The organism is Pseudomonas sp. A34-9, assembly GCF_029543085.1.
Lineage (GTDB): Bacteria > Pseudomonadota > Gammaproteobacteria > Pseudomonadales > Pseudomonadaceae > Aquipseudomonas.
Window position 1 is genome coordinate 1,208,886 of record NZ_CP119967.1, and the last position, 24,108, is coordinate 1,232,993.

General features: G+C 59.4%; 23 protein-coding genes. 17 read left to right on the forward strand and 6 right to left on the reverse strand.

The window, feature by feature from the left end; all coding sequences use genetic code 11:
* The first annotated feature begins 46 nt into the window (after window positions 1-46).
* Both P3G59_RS05180 and purT read left to right on the forward strand, forming a co-directional pair.
* Window positions 47-514: a VUT family protein gene (locus P3G59_RS05180; protein WP_277760712.1), complete on the forward strand. Its 468-nt coding sequence runs from the start codon at window positions 47-49 to the stop codon at window positions 512-514.
* Window positions 515-614: 100 nt separating this feature from the next.
* On the forward strand, window positions 615-1,796 hold the full coding sequence (purT, locus tag P3G59_RS05185) for a formate-dependent phosphoribosylglycinamide formyltransferase (protein WP_277760713.1): 1,182 nt from the start codon (window positions 615-617) through the stop codon (window positions 1,794-1,796).
* Window positions 1,797-1,884: 88 nt separating this feature from the next.
* On the opposite strand, the gene P3G59_RS05190 is transcribed toward purT, so the two are convergent.
* The 3 genes from P3G59_RS05190 to ccsA form a co-directional block, all read right to left on the reverse strand.
* The gene (locus P3G59_RS05190) at window positions 1,885-3,201 is read right to left on the reverse strand and encodes an MFS transporter (RefSeq protein WP_277760714.1); all 1,317 of its coding nucleotides are present in this window, start codon (window positions 3,199-3,201) and stop codon (window positions 1,885-1,887) included.
* Window positions 3,202-3,511: 310 nt separating this feature from the next.
* Window positions 3,512-4,753 carry a transporter associated domain-containing protein gene (locus P3G59_RS05195; protein ID WP_277760715.1) on the reverse strand — a complete coding sequence of 414 codons (1,242 nt, stop codon included), beginning with the start codon at window positions 4,751-4,753 and terminating at the stop codon, window positions 3,512-3,514.
* 12 nt (window positions 4,754-4,765) lie between these two features.
* Window positions 4,766-5,578, reverse strand: a complete 813-nt coding sequence (gene ccsA, locus P3G59_RS05200; protein ID WP_277760716.1) for a cytochrome c biogenesis protein CcsA — start codon at window positions 5,576-5,578, stop codon at window positions 4,766-4,768.
* A gap of 210 nt (window positions 5,579-5,788) precedes the next feature.
* Between ccsA and ffh the strand changes: the two genes are divergently transcribed.
* The 6 genes from ffh to P3G59_RS05230 all read left to right on the forward strand — a co-directional run bounded on the left by ffh (window position 5,789) and on the right by P3G59_RS05230 (window position 9,914).
* Window positions 5,789-7,165, forward strand: coding sequence for a signal recognition particle protein (ffh, locus tag P3G59_RS05205; protein WP_277760717.1), 1,377 nt, complete (start codon window positions 5,789-5,791; stop codon window positions 7,163-7,165).
* A 249-nt stretch (window positions 7,166-7,414) separates the two neighbouring features.
* Window positions 7,415-7,666: a 30S ribosomal protein S16 gene (gene rpsP / locus P3G59_RS05210; protein WP_003185073.1), complete on the forward strand. Its 252-nt coding sequence runs from the start codon at window positions 7,415-7,417 to the stop codon at window positions 7,664-7,666.
* 5 nt (window positions 7,667-7,671) lie between these two features.
* Complete coding sequence (rimM, locus tag P3G59_RS05215; protein WP_007908985.1) at window positions 7,672-8,208, forward strand: ribosome maturation factor RimM; 537 nt, start codon at window positions 7,672-7,674, stop codon at window positions 8,206-8,208.
* A 2-nt stretch (window positions 8,209-8,210) separates the two neighbouring features.
* Entirely contained in the window at window positions 8,211-8,963 is a 753-nt protein-coding gene (gene trmD / locus P3G59_RS05220; RefSeq protein WP_090281920.1) for a tRNA (guanosine(37)-N1)-methyltransferase TrmD, read from the forward strand.
* 45 nt (window positions 8,964-9,008) lie between these two features.
* Entirely contained in the window at window positions 9,009-9,359 is a 351-nt protein-coding gene (rplS, locus tag P3G59_RS05225) for a 50S ribosomal protein L19 (protein ID WP_003175895.1), read from the forward strand.
* A 141-nt stretch (window positions 9,360-9,500) separates the two neighbouring features.
* On the forward strand, window positions 9,501-9,914 hold the full coding sequence (locus tag P3G59_RS05230) for an acyl-CoA thioesterase (RefSeq protein ID WP_277760718.1): 414 nt from the start codon (window positions 9,501-9,503) through the stop codon (window positions 9,912-9,914).
* Between the two features lie 28 nt (window positions 9,915-9,942).
* Here the strand turns inward: P3G59_RS05230 and P3G59_RS05235 are convergent, their stop codons facing one another.
* Window positions 9,943-11,751 (reverse strand): sodium:proton antiporter, encoded by a 1,809-nt coding sequence (locus P3G59_RS05235; protein WP_277760720.1) that lies wholly within the window; start codon window positions 11,749-11,751, stop codon window positions 9,943-9,945.
* A 108-nt stretch (window positions 11,752-11,859) separates the two neighbouring features.
* Here P3G59_RS05235 and xerD point away from each other — a divergent pair, with 108 nt between their 5' ends.
* The 7 genes from xerD (at window position 11,860) to P3G59_RS05270 (ending at window position 19,120) form a co-directional block, all read left to right on the forward strand.
* Window positions 11,860-12,756 (forward strand): site-specific tyrosine recombinase XerD, encoded by an 897-nt coding sequence (gene xerD, locus P3G59_RS05240; protein ID WP_277760721.1) that lies wholly within the window; start codon window positions 11,860-11,862, stop codon window positions 12,754-12,756.
* Window positions 12,757-13,010: 254 nt separating this feature from the next.
* A complete protein-coding gene (dsbC, locus tag P3G59_RS05245) occupies window positions 13,011-13,742 on the forward strand; it encodes a bifunctional protein-disulfide isomerase/oxidoreductase DsbC (protein ID WP_277760722.1) in 732 nt (243 codons plus the stop codon).
* A gap of 131 nt (window positions 13,743-13,873) precedes the next feature.
* Complete coding sequence (locus P3G59_RS05250; protein WP_277760723.1) at window positions 13,874-15,178, forward strand: homoserine dehydrogenase; 1,305 nt, start codon at window positions 13,874-13,876, stop codon at window positions 15,176-15,178.
* Between the two features lie 66 nt (window positions 15,179-15,244).
* The gene (gene thrC, locus P3G59_RS05255; RefSeq protein WP_277760724.1) at window positions 15,245-16,654 is read left to right on the forward strand and encodes a threonine synthase; all 1,410 of its coding nucleotides are present in this window, start codon (window positions 15,245-15,247) and stop codon (window positions 16,652-16,654) included.
* 120 nt (window positions 16,655-16,774) lie between these two features.
* The gene (locus P3G59_RS05260) at window positions 16,775-18,148 is read left to right on the forward strand and encodes a transporter substrate-binding domain-containing protein (protein WP_277760725.1); all 1,374 of its coding nucleotides are present in this window, start codon (window positions 16,775-16,777) and stop codon (window positions 18,146-18,148) included.
* Window positions 18,149-18,264: 116 nt separating this feature from the next.
* The gene (locus P3G59_RS05265) at window positions 18,265-18,672 is read left to right on the forward strand and encodes a response regulator (protein WP_277760726.1); all 408 of its coding nucleotides are present in this window, start codon (window positions 18,265-18,267) and stop codon (window positions 18,670-18,672) included.
* Window positions 18,673-18,838: 166 nt separating this feature from the next.
* Entirely contained in the window at window positions 18,839-19,120 is a 282-nt protein-coding gene (locus P3G59_RS05270) for a DUF3509 domain-containing protein (protein ID WP_134174817.1), read from the forward strand.
* A gap of 176 nt (window positions 19,121-19,296) precedes the next feature.
* On the opposite strand, the gene P3G59_RS05275 is transcribed toward P3G59_RS05270, so the two are convergent.
* Both P3G59_RS05275 and P3G59_RS05280 read right to left on the reverse strand, forming a co-directional pair.
* A complete protein-coding gene (locus P3G59_RS05275) occupies window positions 19,297-20,247 on the reverse strand; it encodes a TIGR02285 family protein (RefSeq protein WP_277760727.1) in 951 nt (316 codons plus the stop codon).
* Entirely contained in the window at window positions 20,204-21,403 is a 1,200-nt protein-coding gene (locus P3G59_RS05280) for a CaiB/BaiF CoA-transferase family protein (protein ID WP_277760728.1), read from the reverse strand. The genes P3G59_RS05275 and P3G59_RS05280 overlap by 44 nt, the downstream gene beginning before the upstream one ends.
* Before the next feature lie 146 nt (window positions 21,404-21,549).
* On the opposite strand from P3G59_RS05280, the gene P3G59_RS05285 reads away from it, so the two are divergent.
* Complete coding sequence (locus P3G59_RS05285; RefSeq protein ID WP_007908961.1) at window positions 21,550-22,092, forward strand: YaeQ family protein; 543 nt, start codon at window positions 21,550-21,552, stop codon at window positions 22,090-22,092.
* Between the two features lie 55 nt (window positions 22,093-22,147).
* Complete coding sequence (recJ, locus tag P3G59_RS05290) at window positions 22,148-23,857, forward strand: single-stranded-DNA-specific exonuclease RecJ (protein ID WP_277760729.1); 1,710 nt, start codon at window positions 22,148-22,150, stop codon at window positions 23,855-23,857.
* Window positions 23,858-24,108: the final 251 nt, after the last annotated feature.

Here is a 24,108-nt window from a genome sequence, read left to right on the forward strand (position 1 = left end):
ATCTACCGCTCCAGTACCCTGTGCGCCAAATTGACAGGTCGCCCCCATGATTTTCCTTATCGCCTACATCAGCAGCGTCGTGCTGATCAACTTCGCCTTCTCCACCGCGCCACACCTGGACATCATCTGGTCGGCCTGGGGCGGGTTGGTGTTCGTGTTGCGCGACATGGTGCAAACCCGTTTCGGCCACGGCGCCATCGTGGCGATGCTGGCGGCGCTGGTGCTGTCTTACGTCACGTCCGATCCTTCCATCGCCCTGGCCAGCGCCACCGCGTTCGCGATCTCCGAGTGCATCGACTGGCTGGTGTTCAGCATCACCAAACGACCATTGCGCGACCGTCTGTGGATCAGCTCGGCACTGAGCATTCCCCTCGACACGTTCATCTTCTTCGGCATGATCGACCTGCTGACGCCACCAGTGATCATCACTGCTCTGCTGTCGAAATTCGCTGGCGTCACCGCCGTCTGGCTGATCATGGCCTGGCGTGAGCGCAAACAGGCCGTCGCCGGCTGAAGCCAAACCCTCAGGTTCATGTAAAATGCCGCGCTTTCTCCCCATGGAAAGCGCGTCTGGCGCTGCTTTCCTCGATGATCCGCTTCTTTGAGGACCTGAGATGACCCGTATCGGAACTCCGTTGTCGCCAACCGCGACCCGCGTATTGCTGTGTGGCTGTGGTGAGTTGGGCAAGGAAGTGGTGATCGAGCTGCAACGCCTGGGCGTTGAAGTGATCGCCGTTGACCGTTACGCCAACGCGCCGGCCATGCAGGTTGCGCATCGCAGCCACGTGATCAACATGCTCGACGGCGCCGCTCTGCGTGCCGTGATCGAGGCCGAGAAACCGCACTTCATCGTGCCGGAAATCGAAGCCATCGCCACCGCCACCCTGGTCGAGCTGGAAGCCGAAGGCTTCACCGTGATCCCGACCGCGCGTGCTGCGCAACTGACCATGAACCGCGAAGGCATCCGTCGTCTGGCCGCTGAAGAGCTGGATCTGCCGACTTCGCCGTACCACTTTGCCGACACCTTCGAGGACTACAGCAAAGCCGTTGAAGACCTCGGCTTCCCATGTGTCGTCAAACCGGTGATGAGCTCGTCGGGCAAAGGCCAGAGCCTGTTGCGCAGCATTGATGACGTGCAGAAAGCCTGGGAATACGCGCAAGAGGGCGGTCGCGCCGGCAAAGGTCGGGTAATCATCGAAGGCTTTATCGATTTCGACTACGAAATCACCCTGCTGACCGTGCGCCACATCGGCGGCACTACGTTCTGTGCGCCAGTCGGCCACCGTCAAGAGAAGGGCGACTATCAGGAATCGTGGCAGCCACAAGCGATGAGCCCGATTGCCCTGGCTGAATCCGAGCGGGTTGCCAAAGCGGTGACCGAGGCGCTCGGTGGCCGTGGTCTGTTCGGCGTTGAGCTGTTCATCAAAGGTGATCAGGTGTGGTTCAGCGAAGTCTCGCCGCGTCCGCATGACACCGGTCTGGTGACGCTGATTTCGCAGGATCTGTCGCAGTTCGCGCTGCACGCGCGGGCGATTCTGGGGCTGCCGGTACCGTTGATCCGTCAGTTCGGGCCTTCGGCTTCGGCGGTGATTCTGGTGGAAGGGCAGTCGACGCAGACGGCGTTCGCCAACCTTGGTGCTGCATTGAGCGAGCCGGACACGGCGTTGCGTCTGTTCGGCAAGCCTGAAGTGAATGGCCAGCGTCGTATGGGTGTGGCGCTGGCGCGGGATGAGTCGATCGAGGCTGCTCGTGCCAAGGCGACCCGCGCTGCTCAGGCTGTTGTTGTAGAGCTGTAAACCGGGGCGCGGCATTCGCGAGCAGGCTCACTCCTACAATTGGAATGCGTTCCCCTGTAGGAGTGAGCCTGCTCGCGATAGCGATCTATCAGGCAACCTGATTCAGATCGTTGCCACGCGTTTCCTTCAGGCACAACACCGCAATCAAACTCAGCACCGCCGCCGCCGACACATACCCGCCGACGTAACTCAAACCCCCCATCGCCACCAGTTTCTGCGCAAAGAATGGCGCCGCCGAGGCCCCGACAATGCCGCCCAGGTTATACGCCGCCGAAGCGCCGGTATAACGCACGTGGGTCGGAAACAACTCCGGCAACAGCGCGCCCATCGGTGCGAATGTCACCCCCATCAGAAACAGCTCGATGCACAGAAACAGCGCCACACCCCAGGTCGAACCCTGTGTCAGCAGCGGTTCCATCAGAAACCCGGACAGAATCGCCAGCACGCCACCAATGATCAGCACCGGTTTGCGCCCGTAACGGTCGCTGGCCCAGGCCGACAACGGCGTCGCGGCCGCCATGAACAACACGGCAAAGCACAGCAGTCCCAAGAATGTCTCGCGGCTATAACCCAGTGTGGAAACCCCATAGCTCAGGGAAAACACCGTCGAGATATAGAACAGCGCGTAGCACACCACCATCGCCGCCGCGCCCAACAAAGTTGGGGCCCAATACTGGCTGAACAGCTCGACCAGCGGCACTTTCACCCGCTCCTGACGAGCGATGGCGTTGGCGAAAACTGGCGTTTCGTGGAGTTTCAGGCGCACATACAGGCCAACCATCACCAGCGCCGCGCTGAGCAGAAACGGAATGCGCCAGCCCCAGCTGCGGAACTGCTCGTCATCGAGGGTCATGGCTAGGGTCAAGAACAAGCCGTTGGCCGCGAGGAAACCAATCGAAGGGCCAAGCTGCGGAAACATACCGAACCACGCGCGTTTGCCTTTCGGCGCGTTTTCCGTGGCCAGCAGGGCGGCACCGCCCCATTCGCCACCCAATCCCAGCCCCTGCCCGAAGCGCAGCACGCATAGCAGAATCGGTGCCCACGCGCCAATCGTGGCGTAACCCGGCAGCACGCCGATCAGCGTCGTACACACGCCCATCAACAGCAAGGATGCGACCAGTGTCGATTTACGCCCGATACGGTCACCGAAGTGGCCGAACAGCGCCGAGCCCAGCGGCCGGGCCAGAAAAGCGATGCCGAAAGTGAGGAACGCCGAGAGCATCTGCGCCGTGCCGGACGTCTGCGGAAAGAATACCGGCCCAATCACCAGCGCAGCCGCCGTGGCGTAAACATAGAAGTCGTAGAACTCGATCGCGGTGCCGATAAAACTCGCCGTTGCCACGCGGGTGGCGGAGTTGGCCGGTTGGGCAGGCGCGGTGTCACTGAAAGCGGTACTGGTCGTCATGCGGTGATCCCTGACAGTCATGAGCTCCGTTGGAGCGAATTATTATGGTCGAACACCCAGGGATGTGGGATGAGGCGCGGTCGCTGTTTCAGGTAGGAACAGTCGCCGCAGTACAGCGAAAATGGCCGAAACCTGTTGTGTGCGGGGTAAGCACGAGGCTCGGCGGCGCTTGGGTAAGCGCCTCGATTATAGGAAGGGGGCTAACGATCAAACAAGAGCAAAAAGATCGCAGCCTGCGGCAGCTCCTACATGGGAACGCATTTCAAATGTAGGAGCTGCCGAAGGCTGCGATCTTTTGATCTTTGATCTTTTATCGGGCCGGCACCAAGGCTGGTACTGAGGAGGTATGCCAGATCAACACCTTGCTCACCCGGTTCTCCTCGGTCTCGAGAATCTCCAGACGATAGCGGCCAATCTTCAAGCAAACCGCACTCTCGGGAATGGTTTCCAGTGCTTCGGTCACCAGGCCGTTCAGCGTTTTGGGCCCATCGCTCGGCAAATGCCAGCCCAGGCACTTGTTCAATTCACGGATCGACGCAGTGCCATCAATGACCATCCGCCCATCGGCTTGCGGATGAATGTGCTGGTTGTCGAGGCTGTGCTCGCTTTCGAACTCGCCGACGATTTCTTCAAGAATATCTTCCAGCGTCACGATACCGAGCACTTCGCCGTATTCGTCGACGACCATGCCCAGTCGGCGCTGTTGCTTGTGGAAGTTCAGCAACTGCAGTTGCAGTGGCGTGCTTTCCGGTACGAAGTAGGGCTCGTAACTGGCGGCCAGCAGCGCTTCGCGAGTCAAATCACCATTGTTCAGCAAGTGACGGATCTGCCGCGTGTTGAGTACCGCTTCGACCTGGTTGATGTCGCTATGGAACACCGGCAGGCGAGTGCGCTTGTTATGCCGCAGTTGTTCGATGATTTCTTCGATCGAGTCGTCGAGATTGATGCCGTCGACGTCACTGCGTGGCACCAGAATGTCATTGACCGTGATGTTGTCCAGCGCATGAATGCCCGAAACCGGGTGTGCCCGGACCGGTTGATCCTGATCGTCATAGCGGTCGGCAGGCGAGTCATCTTCGCTTTGCTGCACGACCTGAACCTTGCGCGCAAACGGGCTCATCAGCAAACCGCTGACACGGCTGAGTAGCCAGGCCAGTGGATAAACCATCTTCAGTGGCACCGCCAACAACGAATTGCCGAAAGCCAATACGGCATCCGGATAACGCTGGGCGAAGGTGCGCGGGAAATAATCGGCGAACACCAGCAACACGGCACCGGCTCCCAGGCATGCTGCCCACGGGCCGTTTTCTTCGCAGAGAAAAATCGCCAACAACGTCGCAATGATCACTGCGAGCGCACGGCACAAAGTGTTGCAGAGGATCAGGCTGTCGAGCGGGAAGCTCAGCTTCGCCAGCGGTTTATCGCTGGCGCGCGAGGCGGTGCGTTGCGCGAGCAGGTGCTGTTGCGCGATTTCGACGGCGGTAAACAGCCCTGACCATAAAATCAGCAGGACAAATACCGCGAGCATCGGCCCTATGGGCAAACCGTCCATTTATGCCGCCCGTCAGATGTGCAGGATGTATTCACGAACCAGTTTGCTGCCGAAATACGCCAACATCAGCAGACAGAAACCGGCGAGGGTCCAGCGAATCGCCTTGTGACCGCGCCAGCCGAGACGGTTGCGGCCCCACAGCAGCACGCTGAAGACGATCCAGGCCAGGCACGCCAGCAGGGTCTTGTGCACCAGATGCTGGGCGAACAGGTTCTCGACGAACAGCCAGCCGGAGATCAGCGACAGCGACAGCAGCGTCCAGCCGGCCCAGAGGAAACCAAACAACAGGCTTTCCATGGTTTGCAGCGGCGGGAAGTTCTTGATCAGCCCGGACGGGTGCTTGTGCTTGAGCTGGTGATCTTGCACCAGCAGCAGCAAGGCCTGGAACACCGCGATGGTGAACATACCGTAGGCGAGGATCGACAACAGGATGTGGGCGAGGATGCCCGGCTCTTCATCGATGATCTGCACCGTGCCGGCCGGCGCGAATTGCGCCAGCAACACGGTGACTGCGCCGAGCGGGAACAGCAGCACCAACAGGTTTTCCACCGGAATCCGCGAACAGGCAATCAGTGTCAGCGCGATTACCGCCGCCGCGATCAGGCTGGAGGCGCTGAAGAAATCCAGGCCCAGACCGATCGGGGTCAGCAAATGCGTGAGCAGGCTGGCGCCGTGGGCCACCACGGCGAGAGCGCCGAGGCTAACCAGCAGGCGCTTGTTCGCCTTGGCGCCGGTGGCCAGGCGGGTGCTCTGATAAAAGGTCGCAGCGGCATATAGAAGGGCGGCGGCGAGGGTGGTCAATAAACTGGGTGACAAAGGGAGCATAAATCCTGTTAGGCAGGCCCGAAAGGGGCTGAGTTTGGCATAGAACCGCCATGGCACGAAAGACTCAGGAAGCTGACAGCGAGGTGTCCGCCGGCCGCAGTCTTCGCTATAATCCGCGACCTGCCCACGCCGCAGGCTCGCCGAGCACATGTTGATTCCGGTCTGGGCCGCCATTATCCCGGTCTACACAGGGCCTGAAAGGATCGCGCAATGTTTGAAAACTTAACCGACCGTCTCTCGCAGACGCTGCGCCATGTCACCGGCAAGGCGAAGCTGACCGAGGACAATATCAAAGACACCCTGCGTGAAGTGCGCATGGCGTTGCTCGAAGCCGACGTCGCCCTGCCGGTGGTCAAGGACTTCGTCAATTCGGTCAAGGAGCGCGCTGTCGGCACCGAGGTGTCGCGCAGCCTGACGCCGGGCCAGGCGTTCGTGAAGATCGTCCAGGCCGAACTCGAAAGCCTGATGGGCGCGGCCAACGAAGATTTGAACCTGAGCGCTGTGCCGCCAGCCGTCATTCTGATGGCAGGTCTGCAGGGCGCTGGTAAAACCACTACCGCCGGTAAACTTGCGCGCTTCCTTAAAGAGCGCAAGAAGAAGTCGGTCATGGTTGTGTCGGCGGACGTTTACCGCCCGGCAGCTATTAAACAGCTGGAAACCCTGGCCAACGACATCGGCGTGACGTTCTTCCCGTCCGACCTGAGCCAGAAGCCGGTCGACATCGCCACCGCGGCTATTAAAGAAGCCAAGCTGAAATTCATCGACGTGGTCATCGTCGATACCGCCGGTCGTCTGCACATCGACGAAGAGATGATGGGCGAGATCAAGGCGCTGCACGCCGCGATCAACCCGGTCGAAACCCTGTTCGTGGTCGACGCCATGATTGGCCAGGACGCCGCCAACACGGCCAAGGCCTTCGGTGATGCGTTGCCGCTGACCGGTGTGATCCTGACCAAGGTCGACGGCGATGCCCGTGGCGGTGCCGCACTGTCGGTGCGCGCCATCACCGGCAAGCCGATCAAGTTCATTGGTATGGGCGAGAAGAGCGAAGCGCTCGATCCGTTCCACCCCGAGCGTATCGCCTCGCGAATTCTCGGCATGGGCGACGTGCTCAGCCTGATCGAACAGGCCGAAGCGACCCTTGACAAGGACAAGGCCGACAAACTGGCCAAGAAGCTGAAAAAGGGCAAGGGCTTCGACCTCGAAGACTTCCGCGATCAGTTGCAACAGATGAAAAACATGGGCGGCCTCGGCGGCCTCATGGACAAACTGCCGAGCATCGGTGGCGTCAACCTGTCGCAAATGGGCAATGCCCAGAACGCCGCAGAGAAACAGTTCAAGCAGATGGAAGCCATCATCAACTCCATGACCCCGGCCGAGCGCCGCGACCCTGAGCTGATCAGTGGTTCGCGCAAGCGCCGGATCGCCATGGGTTCCGGCACTCAGGTGCAGGACATCGGTCGCTTGATCAAGCAGCACAAGCAGATGCAGAAGATGATGAAGAAATTCACCGCCAAAGGCGGAATGGCGAAAATGATGCGCGGCATGGGCGGTATGTTGCCCGGCGGCGGCATGCCGAAAATGTAAAGAACTCGCCGGTCGTCGCACCGGCGCAGGCCCCGCAAGGATGCGGGATCAACAGCAAACCCGCACTCGGCGGGAGCTGACTGGCCGTTTTCATCGACGGCTCTCTATGCAAATCTGCACGGCATGCCATAGGCGCCGGAAAAAGTCATTTGCAAAAGTCCGGATATTCCTTAGAATATGCGGCCTTTCGGGCACCCATGCCCGCTGTGCATTTAGATTTGCAGCACCGACTACAGGAACGATGTTCACATGCTAACAATCCGTCTTGCCCTTGGCGGCTCCAAAAAGCGCCCGTTTTACCACCTGACCGTAACCGACTCGCGTAACCCGCGTGACGGCTCCCACAAAGAACAGGTTGGTTTCTTCAACCCTGTTGCCCGTGGTCAGGAAATCCGTCTGTCCGTGAACCAAGAGCGCGTAGCCTACTGGCTGAGCGTTGGTGCACAGCCTTCTGAGCGTGTTGCTCAGTTGCTGAAGGAATCTGCAAAGGCTGCGGCCTGAGCAATATGAACGCGACGCCTGCTGTTGCCGATGATTTGATCGTTATTGGCAAAATTTATTCTGTTCATGGCGTTCGCGGCGAAGTGAAGGTTTATTCCTTTACTGATCCGACTGAAAACCTGTTGCAGTACAAAACCTGGACGCTCAAGCGTGAAGGCAATGTCAAACAGGTCGAGCTGGTCAGTGGACGCGGGAGCGATAAGTTCCTGGTCGCAAAGCTCAAGGGTCTTGATGATCGTGAAGAAGCTCGTCTTCTGGCCGGTTATGAGATCTGCGTGCCGCGCAACCTGTTCCCTGAATTGACCGACGGCGAGTACTACTGGTACCAGCTGGAAGGTCTGAAGGTTATCGATCAACTGGGGCAAATGCTCGGGAAAGTCGATCATCTTCTGGAAACCGGCGCCAATGATGTAATGGTAGTCAAGCCTTGCGCTGGCAGCCTGGATGATCGCGAACGCTTGTTGCCCTATACGGCGCAATGTGTGTTGGCCGTTGACCTGGCCGCGGGCGAGATGAAGGTGGATTGGGACGCGGACTTCTAAGCGTGGCTAACTTGCGCGTAGAAGTGATCAGTTTGTTTCCCGAGATGTTTTCCGCCATCGGCGACTACGGCATCACCAGTCGAGCGGTCAAACAGGGGCTCTTGCAGCTGACCTGTTGGAACCCGCGGGATTACACGACGGATCGGCATCACACTGTGGACGATCGCCCGTTTGGCGGTGGTCCGGGCATGGTGATGAAGATCAAGCCCCTGGAAGATGCTCTGGTTCAGGCCAAGGCAGCAGCCGGGGAGGCGGCGAAGGTGATTTACCTGTCCCCCCAAGGCCGTCAACTGACTCAGTCGGCGGTACGCGAGCTGGCACAATCGGATGCATTGATCCTGATTGCCGGCCGCTATGAAGGCATTGACGAGCGCTTTATTGAGGCTCATGTCGATGAAGAGTGGTCGATTGGCGACTATGTATTGTCTGGCGGCGAGCTGCCGGCCATGGTCCTGATCGATGCGGTTACACGACTGCTGCCTGGAGCTTTAGGGCATGCGGATTCCGCTGAGGAAGATTCCTTTACGGATGGTCTGCTGGATTGCCCGCACTACACCCGACCTGAGGTGTATGCGGATCAGCGTGTTCCCGACGTGTTGCTGAGTGGCAATCACGCGCATATCCGGCGTTGGCGTTTACAGCAGTCCCTTGGTAGGACCTATGAACGACGCGCCGATCTTCTGGAAAGCCGCTCGCTTTCTGGAGAAGAGAAGAAGCTGCTCGAGGAATACATCCGCGAGCGGGACGATAGTTAACAACGTATCGATGGTAGATCGAACGATTTACCTTAGGAGCACAGCATGACCAACAAAATCATCCTTGCACTCGAAGCAGAGCAGATGACCAAAGAAATCCCTACCTTCGCCCCAGGCGACACTATTGTCGTTCAGGTGAAAGTGAAGGAAGGCGATCGTTCCCGTCTGCAAGCGTTCGAAGGCGTTGTAATCGCCAAGCGTAACCGCGGCGTGAACAGTGCGTTCACCGTTCGTAAAATCTCCAACGGTGTTGGCGTAGAACGTACTTTCCAGACCTACTCCCCGCAGATCGACAGCATGGCTGTTAAACGTCGCGGTGACGTACGTAAAGCCAAGCTGTACTACCTGCGCGACCTGTCGGGTAAAGCAGCTCGCATCAAGGAAAAACTGGCTTAAGTCCAGCTTCCGATGCAGAAAAAAGCAGCCTACGGGCTGCTTTTTTGTTGCCCGCAATTCCCCCTTTTGTAGGAGCTGCCGCAGGCTGCGATCTTTTGATCTTGCTTTTAGCGGTGGCCAAACACACGAGCAGTAACCGCCATGACCCCCCGCGACCAGGAAATCGAACGCCGCACCGAACTCTCGGTAACCCGCGTGACCAAAGCCGTCTTCCCGCCGACCACCAACCACCACAACACCCTGTTCGGCGGCACTGCGCTGGCATGGATGGACGAAGTGTCGTTCATCACCGCCACACGCTTTTGCCGCTTGCCACTGGTGACCGTGTCCACCGACCGCATCGACTTCAACCACGCGATCCCGGCCGGCTCCATCGTTGAACTGGTGGGGAAGGTGATCAAGGTCGGCAACACCAGCCTCAAGGTCGAGGTGGAAGTGTTTGTCGAAAGCATGAGCTGTGATGGCCGCGAGAAGGCGATTCATGGCCAGTTCAGCTTTGTTGCCATTGATGATGACAAGCGACCAGTGCCGGTGCTGCCTGGGTTTTCGGCCTGATCCGAGACCGCGTCGCGAAGGCGTCAGGTCAGGCGCCGCTGATCTCAGGCTGAATCAGAGCCAGCACTGTCCACCCGGATCCCGGCTTCACCGTAGTCTCCGGCGTCACCACATGCACCCAGCCGCTTTCATCGCGCATGAACAGCAAGGTCGCTCGATTACCATGCAGCGTCCGGTAATCCTCCCAGCCAAACCCGTCCGTTAACGTCGTGCTGTACAACTCCGCGCCTTGGCCCATCTGGCTGGCCAACTTGGCATAGGTAAACGCCTCACTGCCCAATTGATTGCCGCGATGCTCAAGGCTGGCGCGATGTTTATCGCTGCGACGGCTTTCATGCCCGCTGGCCAAACCAAACAAGCGCTGATGGCCGAAGTCATGCCGAAAACGCATCGCCGCCAGTGTATTGAGCTCACCCGACGGCGACAGCGCCAGCAAATGCCCCAGCCCGACCAGATCCAGATGCGCGTCGGCATGCTGCGAGGCCGGGTTGCCGAAATAGGTCGGTAGCCCTTCCATACGCGCCGCGCGAATGTTTTCCCAGCTTGAATCGGTCAGCAACACGCGGCTGCCCAGTTGCTGCAGTGACTTGCCGAGCATGCGCGAAGGCGCGTTGGCTCCGACGATCAGGAAACCGCTTGGCGCAGGTTCGGCAACTTTGAGCAACCGTGCCAACGGTCGTGCAGTGGCGCTTTGCAGCACAACGGTGCCGATGATCACTGCAAACGTCAGCGGCACCAGCAGCAATGCGCCCTCGTGCCCAGCCTCATCCAGACGAATCGCAAAAATCGCCGACACCGCCGCCGCGACAATCCCGCGTGGTGCGATCCAGCACAGCAAGGCACGCTCACGCCAACTCAGGTTGGAACCGGCCGTGCTGAGCAGCACATTCAACGGTCGGGCGATCAGTTGAATCACCAACAACAGAATCAGCACCAGTGGACCCAGGCCGATCAGCGCGTTCAGATCCAGCCGCGCCGCCAACAGAATAAACAGCCCGGAAATCAGCAAGACACTGAGGTTTTCCTTGAAGTGCAGAATGTGCCGCACATCCACGCCCTTCATGTTCGCCAGCCACATGCCCATCAGCGTCACGGCCAGCAGTCCGGATTCATGCATCACTTCGTTGGAGGCAATGAAAATCCCCAGCACCGCCGCCAGCGAAGCGAGGTTATGCAAGTACTCCGGCAGCCATTGCCGGCGAATCACCGTGCCGAGCAGCCAGCCACCGACAATGCCGAATACTGCGCCGCACAGAATCACCCCGCCGAAGGTGAACAGGCTCTGCTTGAGGCCATGACCTTCAGCACTGGCAATGATGAAGCTGTAGACCACCACGGCGAGGAGGGCGCCGATCGGGTCGATGACGATGCCTTCCCAGCGCAGAATATTGGCGATCGAAGCTTTCGGCCGCACTACTCGCAGCATCGGCACGATCACCGTCGGGCCAGTGACCAGCGTCAGGCTGCCGAACAGGATGGCCAGCATCCAGTCGAAGCCGAGCAGGAAATGCGTGGCGACCGCGATGACGATCCAGGTCGAAATTGCGCCAATGGTTACCAGTCGATGGACGACGCTGCCGATTTCCTTCCATTCCGACAGGTGCAGCGTCAGGCTGCCCTCGAAAAGAATCAGCGCGACGGCCAGTGATACCAATGGCATCAGCAGCGGGCCGAACATTTCCTGCGGATCGAGCCAGCCCAGCACCGGGCCGACCAGAATTCCCGTCAGCAACAAAAACAGAATCGCCGGCAGCTTCAGGCGCCAGGCCAGCCATTGGCAACCCAGCGCCGCCGCGCCAATCCCGCCAAATGCCAAGAGAATTTGCTGCTCGTTCATTGCTGCTCCCTGTTCCTTGAAATAGCGGGCTATGAAAGACTAGCGTCCATTCCTACAGTTCACTCTACATTTGCGCACAGTCCATGAGGCTGTGTGTCTTGAGCGCCCATGCCTGCCATCGACCATCCGCTGATTGACCAATTCCTCGACGCTCTATGGCTGGAAAAAGGCCTGTCCGATAACACCCGCGGCGCTTATCGCAGCGATCTGGCGCTGTTCAATGGCTGGTTGCAGGAGAAGAATCTGCAGCTGATCAACGCCGGCCGTGAGCTGATCCTCGATCACTTGGCCTGGCGTCTGGAGCAGAACTACAAGCCGCGCTCCACTGCCAGATTCCTCTCCGGGGTGCGTGGCTTTTATCGCTATCTGCTGCGGGAAAAGATGATCAGCGTCGACCCGACGTTGCGCGTCGACATGCCGCAATTGGGCAGGCCGTTGCCCAAGTCTTTGTCGGAAGCCGACGTCGAGGCGCTGCTCAAAGCGCCGGATCTGAGCGAAGCCATCGGCCAGCGTGACCGCGCCATGCTTGAAGTGTTGTATGCCTGCGGTTTGCGCGTGACCGAACTGGTGAGCTTGACGCTGGAACAGGTCAACTTGCGTCAGGGCGTGTTGCGGGTGATGGGCAAGGGCAGCAAGGAGCGGCTGGTGCCGATGGGCGAGGAGGCGATTGTCTGGATCGAGCGTTATATGCGTGATGGCCGTGGCGAGCTGCTCGGCGGCCGGCCAAGTGATGTGCTGTTCCCCAGTCAGCGGGGTGAGCAGATGACCCGCCAGACCTTCTGGCACCGGATCAAGCATCAGGCCAAGGTAGCGGGCATCGGCAAGTCGTTGTCGCCGCACACCTTGCGCCACGCGTTTGCCACCCACCTGCTCAACCATGGCGCGGATTTGCGCGTGGTGCAGATGCTGCTCGGCCACAGCGACCTCTCGACTACGCAAATCTACACCCATGTCGCGCGTGCCCGCCTGCAAGACCTGCACGCCAAACACCACCCGCGAGGCTGAACAAAATCCCTGTGGGAGCGAGCTTGCTCGCGAAAGCGGTATGTCAGGCAGCACATATTTTGAATGTGCTGGCCCCTTCGCGAGCAAGCTCGCTCCCACAGGGGGTATGTCGTCCTGAAAGTGTGGCGACAGGCGCATTCGGCCACCGTGGCCTTATGTGTTAGGCTTTGCCGGTTTGCACGATGGACGGTTATGACCCGGTGTTCCGGCACGGGCGTTCTGATCGTTTCATTTGTCCGCCTTCAGGAGTTCTCATGCGTCTGACCCAGATTTTCGCCGCCGCAGCCATTGCGTTGGTCAGCACCTTTGCCGTCGCCGATGACGCGGCCGACAAAGCCATTCGTCAAAGCCTGGAAAAACTCGAACTCGAGGTTCCGGTAGAAAGCATCAGCGCCAGTCCGTTGCCGGGCATGTACGAAGTCAAACTCAAGGGCAGCCGCGTGCTCTACGCCAGCGCCGACGGCCAGTACATCGTTCAGGGCTACCTGTTCCAGCTCAAGGACGGCAAACCGGTCAACCTGACCGAGAAGACCGAACGCCTGGGCATCTCCAAACTGATCAATGCCATTCCGGTTGCCGAAACCGTGGTCTACCCGGCCGTGGGCGAAACCAAATCGTTTATTACCGTGTTCACCGACACCACCTGCCCGTACTGCCACAAACTGCACGCCGAAGTGCCCGAGCTGAACAAGCGCGGCATCGAAGTGCGCTATGTAGCGTTCCCGCGTCAGGGCCTCGGTTCACCGGGCGACGAGCAGTTGCAAGCCGTGTGGTGCTCGAAAGACAAGAAAGCCGCCATGGACAAAATGGTCGATGGCAAGGAAATCAAGGCCGCCAAGTGCGATAACCCGGTTTCCAAACAGTTCGCCCTCGGTCAGTCGATCGGCGTGAACGGCACACCGGCCATCGTTTTGGCTGACGGACAAGTGATTCCGGGCTACCAGCCTGCGCCACAAGTCGCCAAACTGGCGCTGGGCGCGAAGTAATTCGCATCGTCGCGGTCAGCCGCTGACGATCATGGCCTGGCAGCCACATTGCCGGGCCATTAATAGAGAGCCGCGAGCACGCGGTTGTTTTCCGGCCGACCCCGCGTCGGCCGTTTTATGGGGAGTTCACAGTGAATCCGGTCAAAGTAGGCATCTGTGGGTTAGGGACCGTCGGTGGCGGTACCTTCAACGTACTTCAGCGCAACGCCGAGGAAATTGCTCGTCGTGCCGGGCGTGGAATCGAAGTGGCACAAATTGCCATGCGCACGCCAAAGCCTCAGTTCCAGACGACCGGTATTGCGATTACCAACGATGTCTTCGAAGTGGCCACGAACCCTGAGATCGACATCGTCATAGAGCTGATGGGCGGCTACACCGTTGCCCGCGAGCTGGTACTCAAGGCCATCGAGAATGGCAAGCATGTGGTCACCGCGAACAAGGCTCTGATTGCCGTTCACGGTAATGAAATTTTCGCCAAGGCACGCGAGAAAGGCGTGATCGTGGCGTTCGAAGCGGCTGTGGCCGGTGGCATTCCGGTGATCAAGGCAATCCGTGAAGGCCTGTCCGCCAACCGCATCAACTGGGTGGCCGGGATCATCAACGGCACCGGTAACTTCATCCTCACCGAAATGCGCGAGAAGGGCCGTACCTTCGAAGACGTGTTGGCCGAAGCTCAGGCACTGGGTTACGCCGAAGCCGATCCGACCTTCGACGTTGAAGGCATCGACGCTGCGCACAAGCTGACGATCCTGGCCTCCATCGCGTTCGGCATTCCGCTGCAATTCGACAAGGCTTACACCGAAGGCATCACCAAGCTGACCACCGCCGACGTCAACTACGCCGAAGCGCTGGGCTACCGCATCAAGCACCTCGGTGTGGCGCGCAGCACCGCCGCCGGTATCGAGTTGCGCGTACACCCGACGCTGATCCCGGCCGATCGCCTGATCGCCAACGTCAACGGCGTGATGAACGCGGTGATGGTCAACGGTGACGCCGCCGGTTCGACGCTGTTCTACGGTGCTGGCGCCGGCATGGAGCCAACCGCTTCGTCGGTGATTGCCGATCTGGTCGACGTGGTTCGCGCCATGACCTCCGATCCGGAAAACCGCGTGCCGCATCTGGCCTTCCAGCCGGACTCGCTGTCGGCCCATCCGATCCTGCCGATCGAAGCCTGTGAAAGCGCTTATTACCTGCGCATTCAGGCCAAGGACCATCCGGGCGTACTGGCTCAGGTGGCAAGCATCCTGTCGGAGCGCGGTATCAACATCGAGTCGATCATGCAGAAGGAAGTCGAGGAACACGACGGTCTGGTGCCGATGATCCTGCTGACCCACCGTGTGGTCGAGCAGCGCATCAACGATGCCATCGCCGCCCTCCAAGCGCTGGCCGGCGTCAACGGTCCGGTTGTACGGATCCGCGTCGAGCACCTGAACTAAGTCGTTGTCCTGCACCCGCCCCGTGAACGGGGCGGGTGTTGTGAACACTCTCCATTGGAGTCAGTCATGCGTTACATCAGTACCCGCGGCCAGGCACCGGCCCTGAATTTCGAAGACGTCCTGCTGGCTGGTCTGGCGACCGACGGTGGTCTGTACGTTCCGGAAAACCTGCCACGTTTCACCCAGGAAGAAATCGCCTCGTGGGCCGGCCTGCCGTATCACGAGCTGGCCTTCCGGGTGATGCGCCCGTTCGTCACCGGCAGCATTCCCGATGCCGATTTCAAGAAGATCCTTGAAGAAACCTACGGCGTGTTCTCGCACAGCGCCGTGGCGCCGTTGCGTCAGCTGAACGGCAACGAATGGGTGCTGGAGCTGTTCCACGGCCCGACCCTGGCGTTCAAGGACTTCGCCCTGCAATTGCTCGGTCGTCTGCTCGACTACGTGCTGGAAAAGCGCGGTGAGCGCGTAGTGATCGTCGGTGCCACCTCCGGTGACACCGGTTCGGCCGCCATCGAAGGCTGCAAGCACTGCGAAAACGTCGACATCTTCATCCTGCACCCGCACAACCGTGTGTCCGAAGTGCAGCGTCGCCAGATGACCACGATTTTCGGCGAGAACATCCACAACATCGCCATCGAAGGCAACTTCGATGACTGCCAGGAAATGGTCAAGGCGAGCTTCGCCGACCAGAGCTTCCTCAAGGGCACGCGTCTGGTGGCGGTGAACTCGATCAACTGGGCGCGAATCATGGCCCAGATCGTTTACTACTTTCACGCAGCCCTGCAGTTGGGCGGCCCGGCGCGTTCGGTGTCGTTCTCGGTGCCGACCGGCAACTTCGGCGACATCTTCGCCGGCTACCTGGCACGCAACATGGGCCTGCCGATCAACCAGTTGATCGTCGCCACCAACCGCAACGACATCCTGCACCGCTTCATGAGCGGCAATCAGTACGTCAAGGAAACCCTGCACGCGACGCTGTCGCCGTCGATGGACATCATGGTTTCGTCTAACTTCGAACGCCTGCTGTTCGACCTGCACGGTCGCAACGGCGCAGCGATTGCTGGTCTGATGGATTCGTTCAAGCAGGGCGGCGGTTTCAGCGTCGAGCAAGAGCGCTGGACTGAAGCGCGCAAACTGTTCGACTCGCTGGCCGTAGACGATGCGCAGACTTGCGAAACCATCGCCGAAGTCTACGAGCAGACCGGCGAAGTGCTGGATCCGCACACTGCCATTGGCGTCAAGGCTGCGCGCGAATGCCGCCGTAGCCTGGATATCCCGATGGTCATTCTCGGTACCGCGCACCCGGTGAAATTCCCTGAGGCGGTAGAGAAAGCCGGTGTAGGAAAAGCGCTTGAACTACCTACACATCTTTCTGATTTGTTTGAGCGAAACGAGCGCTGCACCGTTCTGCCAAATGAGCTGAAAGCTGTGCAAGCCTTTGTCAGCCAGCATGGCAACCGCGGCAAGCCGCTTTAAGCCTGCAAAAGCTGTCACATTTTGAAGCCCGTCTCCTGACGGGCTTTTTTGTTTCTGCTGCCACACTGCTCGGGTTTTCACCCATGAAGGACGGGTGAGTCGATCACGAAGGAAGTGGCAATGCTGTTTTATAGAGGTTTGAAACCGGCACTGGGTGTGTTGTTTTTGTTCGGATTATTGGCGTTGATGCGCTGCAGCGTGGCGGCGCAATTGGCGCTGCACGCTGATCCCGTGACGTCCAGAGTCCAGCCCATCGAACTGGCTGCACACGAGCGTCAATGGATTCGCGACAACCCCACGGTGACGGTGACGTCGGTGCAGTATCCGTTGTACCTGTTTCAGGATGAGCACGGGCAGTGGAGCGGCTTGAACAACGACGTGCTCAAGCGCGTGACGGCGATGACCGGGCTGCAGTTTGTGCATCAGGAGTCGTTCTCGACGGATCACATGCTCGAGCGCCTGGAGAGCGGAGCCGCCGATATCAGTACAACCTTGGCCATGAGCGAGGAGCGCAAGGCATTCCTGGATTACAGCCACGCGTTCGGTGGCGCGGGCTGGGTGTTTGTCGGACGCGCTGACGCACCTCGGCTGGATGCGTTCGAGCAATTGAGCAAACGGGTGCTGGTGCTGCCGGCCCGGCATGCGCTGGAGGACATGATCAGGCGTGACTTTCCCTCGATCGAGATTCGCTCGGTCAAGACCTACGCCGAAGCGCGGGCACTGGTCGAAAGTGGCGATGCCTACGCCACTATCGAAAACGAAATCGGTGCGCAGCTTTACCCGCTGGGTATGCTCAAGGTCGGCGGTCTGGTCGAAGGCAAATGGGAAGCGGATAACCTGGCTGTGCGCAAAGGCATGCCCGTGCTCCTGAGTATTCTCAACAAGGCCCTTGAGGCGTTTCCCGCAGCCGAATTGCGCGCGATCCGCCTGAAATGGCTGGAAGGTATTGCACCGGCGCCCGTGCCGTCAGTCTGGCAGCAAATGCTTGAATGGGGTTGCTGGGGCATGGTCGGGCTTGGCGTGTTCGGCCTGCTGTCGCTGATATGGAATCGGCGTCTGACCGCCGTGATCAAACTGCGGCGCGCGGCAGAAAAGGATCTGGGCGATCAACTGGCGTTTCAGCATGCGCTGATCGATTCCATGCCGGATCCGGTGTTCGTCCGTGATCTGCAAGGGCGGCTGATCATGTGCAATCGTAGCTATGAGGACGCGCTGTCGGTTCGACTGGATCAGGTGCTGGGGCGGTTGTTGATAGAGGTCGACGCGATGCCCGAAGCGACGGCGCTGATGTTGCACGATGAGTACATGGTGCAGTTGCGCACGCGCAAGTCGCGTTTCAGCAAACGGCGATTGCAGTTCAAGAGTGGCCCCCGTGAGATCTATCAGTGGACGGTGCCGTTTTACAGCGCCGACGGCAAACTGCGGGGGCTTTTGGGCGGTTGGACAGACATCACCCAGCGTCGTGCAGAGAGCGGGTGTCGATGTCCGCAATGAAGATGGGAAATGTCCTATAAGACGCGGCTACTTTTCCGATGGGAGGCTTAGGACGGCTGTCCTAGAGTGACAACAACTGCGGTGAGAGTCCGCGATTGTCGCTTCAGAGGTCGCTTATGCGCTCGCTTAAAGTCCTGATACTTGAACCCAATCCGTTCCAGCTGATGGCATTGCATCAAATGCTCAATGCCATTGGCATCTACGACGTACTGACGGCGCCGTCGCTGGCGTCGGCCTTGTGTTCGTTGAGCCATCGCGGCGCGGTCGACATCGCCATCTGCGATCCACAACTCAAGGGGGGCGATGGCCTGGCGCTGATTCATCATCTGGCGATTCAGCATGAGGCGCGTGCGCTGATCCTGCTGGGGGCGGTCGCACCGAGCCTGCTGAACGATCTCGAACCCCTGCTGTGCGAACACCACCTGCGGCTGTTGGGTCGTCTGCAAACGCCGGTGTCGGCGGTGTTGATGCGCGGTTTGCTCGACAGTTACCTGACCGCTGCTTCGCCACCCGTGCGAGGTTGACGGGGACGGTTATTTTTCTGTCATCTTCGCCGTGCATGCTCTGACAGACCGGTGACACTCCAGGAACGGGGCAGTCGGTTTGCAGAACTTTCTTCTCGGGCCGGTGGTCATTTATTGTGAACACGCCCCAGGCACACAGTTTTCGGACTATTGAGTGGAGATCGAGATGGAAAGTATCAGTCTATTGCTCGGTGAGGCTCTGAGCCCGTATCAGGTTTCGTTGTCTCCAAGCGGTTCCCATGGCGAATGCCTGGTGACCTTGAAGAACAGCAGCGGCGCCATTGTGGTGGAACGCGAATTCAATCAGGCACAGCTGAGCGACAAGCGCCAACTGACCGATGTCGTTGACGGCTTGCACCGCGACGTTCTGATAGCTGAAGGACGGCTGGAGCCCTGTGTGATCGCGGCTTTGCGCAACGCTGCGCTGGACAAACGTGCGGCGCTGTAAAGATGAAATATTTTTTGTGGGAACCTTCCTGCATCCCTGTCAGTCAGACCCCATAACAGCAGGATCAAGCATTGTGCTCCGGTGCTTGTCGCTTGCTGCTACGGGTCTTTATGTAGGCCACGTTTAACCCCGAGTCGTCTCCCCACTTCTCGGGGTTTCTTTTGTCCGGCGTTTGCTCATTGCGCTGCCTGTTGCTCGAAAAACGCCCGGGCCTGCTCCAGGTAATCGGTGCGCATGTCGGGATCCAGCCAGTCGGCATAGAGCTGGTTCAGTTGATCGTGGGGCAGGGTACGCAGTAACTGGTTGATCTCACTGATCGCCTGGCGGCCCTCAGTGGTGTCGGAGCAGCCGATGTACCCCGACAGGTATTTACCGTTGCCGCGGATTGGATAGAACAGCAATTCGTCATCGGCAATTTGCGCCAGATGAGCCTGATAACGGATCTCAGGCCAATAGCCCAACACCACTTGTAACCGTCCCAGTCGCTGCATCGATAGAAGACTGTTCAGGGCGTCGTTGCCGTAATGGGATGTCAGTGCGTCTTTCGGGGCCTGTCGCAACAGGTTGTCGACCCGCTCACCGTAACTGCGCTCCGCCACGACACCGACCTTCTCTCTGCCATTGGCCAAAAGCGCCGCCAGATCTACTTCCCCGTCCACCAGAAACGGTGCCAGCACTTCGCGATCTTTCTGACGCACCACCAGGCCATTACTGACAGCGCGGAAGGCCGGGATGGAAAACGCGATCCATTGCGCCCGCTCTTTGCTCCAGATCAGCGATGGGTCACAGGTGAAGGACGCTTCGTGGAGCATTTGCATGCCCCGGGCGCGGTTGACCCGCATCAGTGTGTGTTCGTATTGCGGCATGCCGGCGATGAGCATTGGCATGAGGTGATCAATGACGCCCTGACCTTTTTTCGGGCCTTCGAAAATCGTCAAGGGCGGTAAGTCGCGCAGTAACCAGATCAACGTCGGTTTGGCCTGCGCCCAAGTGGGCAGGGCCAGCAGAAACAATAAGCCGAACAACCGCCACGTCCACCAATTGTGGGCGCGGTGGGTGTTCGATGTCGGCGGGCGTTTCAGCTCAAATGGCTCCGTCTTCGCGCAGTTGGGTGATCTGCTTTTCATCGTAGCCAAGATCGTGGAGTACCTGCGCATTGTGTTCACCGAGCTGCGGTCCGACCCATTCGGACGAGCCTGGCGTCTCAGAGAGTTTCGGCACAATGCCCGGCATCTTGAAGTCTTTGCCGTCAGGCAACTTGGCGTGCAGGAACATCTCTCGGGCCAGGTACTGTGGATCGTTGAACATGTCCTCGGCACTGAAGATGCGGCTGGCCGGCACCTCGGCTTGATTGAGCAGGTCGAGCACGGTTTGCAATGGCAGCGAATTGACCCAGCGATCAATCACCCCGTACAACTCGTCACGGCGACTGTCGCGCCCGTCATTGCTGGCCAATGTCGGATCGTTGGCCAGATCTTCGCGACCGATGATCAGCATGAAGCGTTTGAAGATCGCATCCCCGTTGGCGCCGATCTGCACGTGTTTGCCGTCGGCGCTGGTGTGAATCGAAGAGGGCGTGATGCCGGGCATGATGTTGCCGGTGCGCTCGCGGATAAAACCGAACACATCGAACTCGGGCACCATGCTTTCCATCATCGCGAAAATCGCTTCATACAACGCCACATCGACAACCTGGCCGAGGCCACCGTTGACCTCGCGATGACGCAGGGCCATCAGCGCGCCGATCACGCCCCACAGCGCCGCAATCGAGTCGCCAATGGAAATCCCGGTGCGTACCGGCGGTCGGTCCTCGAAACCCGTGATGTAGCGCAGACCGCCCATGGACTCGCCGACCGCGCCGAAGCCCGGCTGATCTTTCATCGGCCCGGTCTGACCGAAACCGGAAAGGCGCACCATCACCAGTTTCGGGTTCAACGCGTGCAGGGTTTCCCAGCTCAGGCCGAGTTTTTCCAGTACGCCGGGGCGGAAGTTCTCGATGAGGATGTCGGCTTCACCGAGCAGTTTTTTCAGGATCGCCAGACCTTCAGGGTGTTTGAGGTTCAGCGTCAGTGATTTCTTGTTGCGCGCCTGGACGAACCACCACAGCGAGGTGCCTTCGTACAGTTTTCGCCATTTGCGCAAGGGATCACCGCCGTCGGGCGACTCGATCTTGATCACTTCGGCACCGAACTCGCCGCAAATGCGCGAGGCAAATGGCCCGGCAATCAATGTACCCAATTCAATGACTTTCAGACCCGAGAGCGGTTTGCTGGTGAACGGCATGCGAAATCCTGTAGGACAAGGCTGAGCGGATACAGCGTTTTAACATAGCCGGCGGTCAGACGCCGCAGGTTGATCGCCATCAATTCGATGATTGCCTACCGCATCGGTTAGACTTGCCGACTTTCCTCGTATCAAGAAGCCCGTTCATGGCCCAGCCGTCCACTACCTACAAGTTTGAACTGAACCTCACCGACCTCGACCGCAGTGTTTACGAGAGCGTCAAGCAGACCATCGCCCGTCACCCTTCGGAAACCGAAGAGCGCATGACCGTGCGACTGCTGGCCTACGCGCTCTGGTACAACGAGCAGTTGTCGTTTGGCCGTGGTCTGTCAGACGTGGATGAACCTGCGCTGTGGGAAAAGAGCCTGGATGATCGTGTTCTGCACTGGATCGAAGTCGGCCAGCCAGACGCCGACCGTCTGACCTGGTGCTCGCGTCGCACCGAGCGCACCAGTTTGCTGGCCTACGGCAGCCTGCGCGTTTGGGAAACCAAAGTGATCCCGGCGATCAAGAATCTGAAAAACGTCAACATCGCTGCCGTCCCGCAAGAAGTGCTGGAAACCCTGGCCAAGGACATGCCCCGCGTTATCAAGTGGGACGTGATGATCAGCGAAGGGACGATCTTCGTCACCGACGACCGCGGTCAGCACGAAGTCCAGTTGCAATGGCTGCAAGGTGAGCGCGGCTGATCCCGCGCCTTCAACTGAATAATCCCACGTATTAAAGAGAAGTCTCCTTCACCCCATGCGCATCGAACCTCGTCAACTGCCTGCCACTCTGCCCTTTCTGGGTGATATTCCGCCGCTGCTGACCCGCCTGTACGCGGCACGGGGCGTGCAGTCCGAGGCAGAACTGGACAAGAGCCTGGCGCGGTTGATCCCGTTCCAGCAGCTCAAGGGCATAGACGCAGCGGTGGACTTGCTGGTGACGGCGCTGGAGCAACGCCAGCGCATTCTCATCGTCGGCGACTTCGATGCGGACGGAGCGACGGCCAGCACCGTTGGCATGCTCGGCTTGCGTTTGCTCGGTGCAGCGCACGTCGATTATCTGGTGCCGAACCGCTTTGAATATGGCTACGGCCTGACCCCTGAAATCGTCGAAGTCGCTTTGACCCGCGAGCCGCATTTGCTGGTCACCGTCGACAACGGCATTTCCAGCGTCGAGGGCGTGGCAGCGGCCAAGCGTGCCGGCCTGAAGGTGTTGATCACCGACCACCACTTGCCCGGCGATGAACTGCCGCAGGCCGACGCGCTGGTCAACCCCAACCAGCCCGGTTGCGAATTCCCAAGCAAGGCGCTGGCCGGCGTCGGGGTGATTTTCTACGTGTTGATGGCGTTGCGCGCGCGTTTGCGTAGCCTCGGCTGGTACGAGAACAAGCCGCAGCCGAACATCGGTGAACTGCTTGATCTGGTAGCGCTGGGCAGCGTTGCCGACGTGGTGCCGCTCGATGCCAACAACCGGATTCTGGTGCATCAAGGTCTCGAACGAATTCGCGCCGGACGTGCGCGGCCAGGGATCAAAGCGATTCTTGAAGTGGCCAAGCGTGACGCTGCACGCATTACTTCCACGGATCTGGGGTTCATCGTCGGCCCCCGACTCAACGCCGCCGGGCGTCTGGATGACATGAGCCTGGGCATCGAATGCCTGCTCACCGCCGACATCAACCTGGCCCGGGAAATGGCCGGGCAACTGGACGGCATGAACCAGGATCGCAAATCCATCGAGCAGGGCATGCAGCGCGAAGCGCTGGCGCAGCTCAAGGACTTGCCGGTGGAGTCGATGCCGTTTGGTTTGTGCCTGTTCGATCCGGAATGGCACCAAGGTGTGATCGGTATCCTTGCGTCGCGGATGAAAGAGCGTTATTTCCGTCCGACCATTGCCTTTGCCGATGCCGGTGATGGTTTGCTGAAAGGTTCGGGGCGCTCTGTTCAAGGCTTCCATATCCGTGATGCCCTGAGTGTGGTTGCGGCGCAGCATCCGAACCTGATCGCCAAGTACGGTGGTCACGCGATGGCTGCCGGTCTGACCTTGCCGCAGGAGAATTTTCCGCTGTTCGCCGAGGCGTTCGACGCTGAAGTGCGCAGGCAACTTCGCGAGGAAGACCTGACCGGGCGCATGCTCTCGGACGGCACGCTGGCGGTCGAAGAGTTCCACCTCGAACTGGCCCGCGCGCTGCGCCACGCCGGGCCTTGGGGGCAGCACTTTCCGGAGCCGCTGTTTCATGGCGTGTTCCAGTTGGTCGAACAGCGCGTTGTCGGCGAACGGCATTTGAAAGTGGTGCTCAAGAGTGAATGCGGCTCGGTGAAACTGGATGGCATCGCCTTTGGCATTGACCGCGATATCTGGCCGAATCCGACGATTCAGTGGGTGGAGTTGGCTTATAAACTCGACGTGAACGAGTTCCGGGGCAACGAGACCGTGCAACTGATGATTGCCCATATCGAACCGCGTTAAAGACTAAAAGATCGCAGCCTGCGGCAGCTCCTGCCGTAATCGCATTGCAATGCAGGAGCGGCCGAAGGCTGCGATCTTTTCAGGAACCCTCCGAGATCACCGGTTGTCGACTAGGCTCTAAGCACTGCTTGATTGGCCTTGTGACGTCTCGTCGAATTTTTTGCCCGCGGGGGCGGGTGCTGCACCTTTTCCTGTCACTCGTCGACTATTCAAACAGAACCCTGGAGCCTGCCCACTGATTTGAGAGGTGC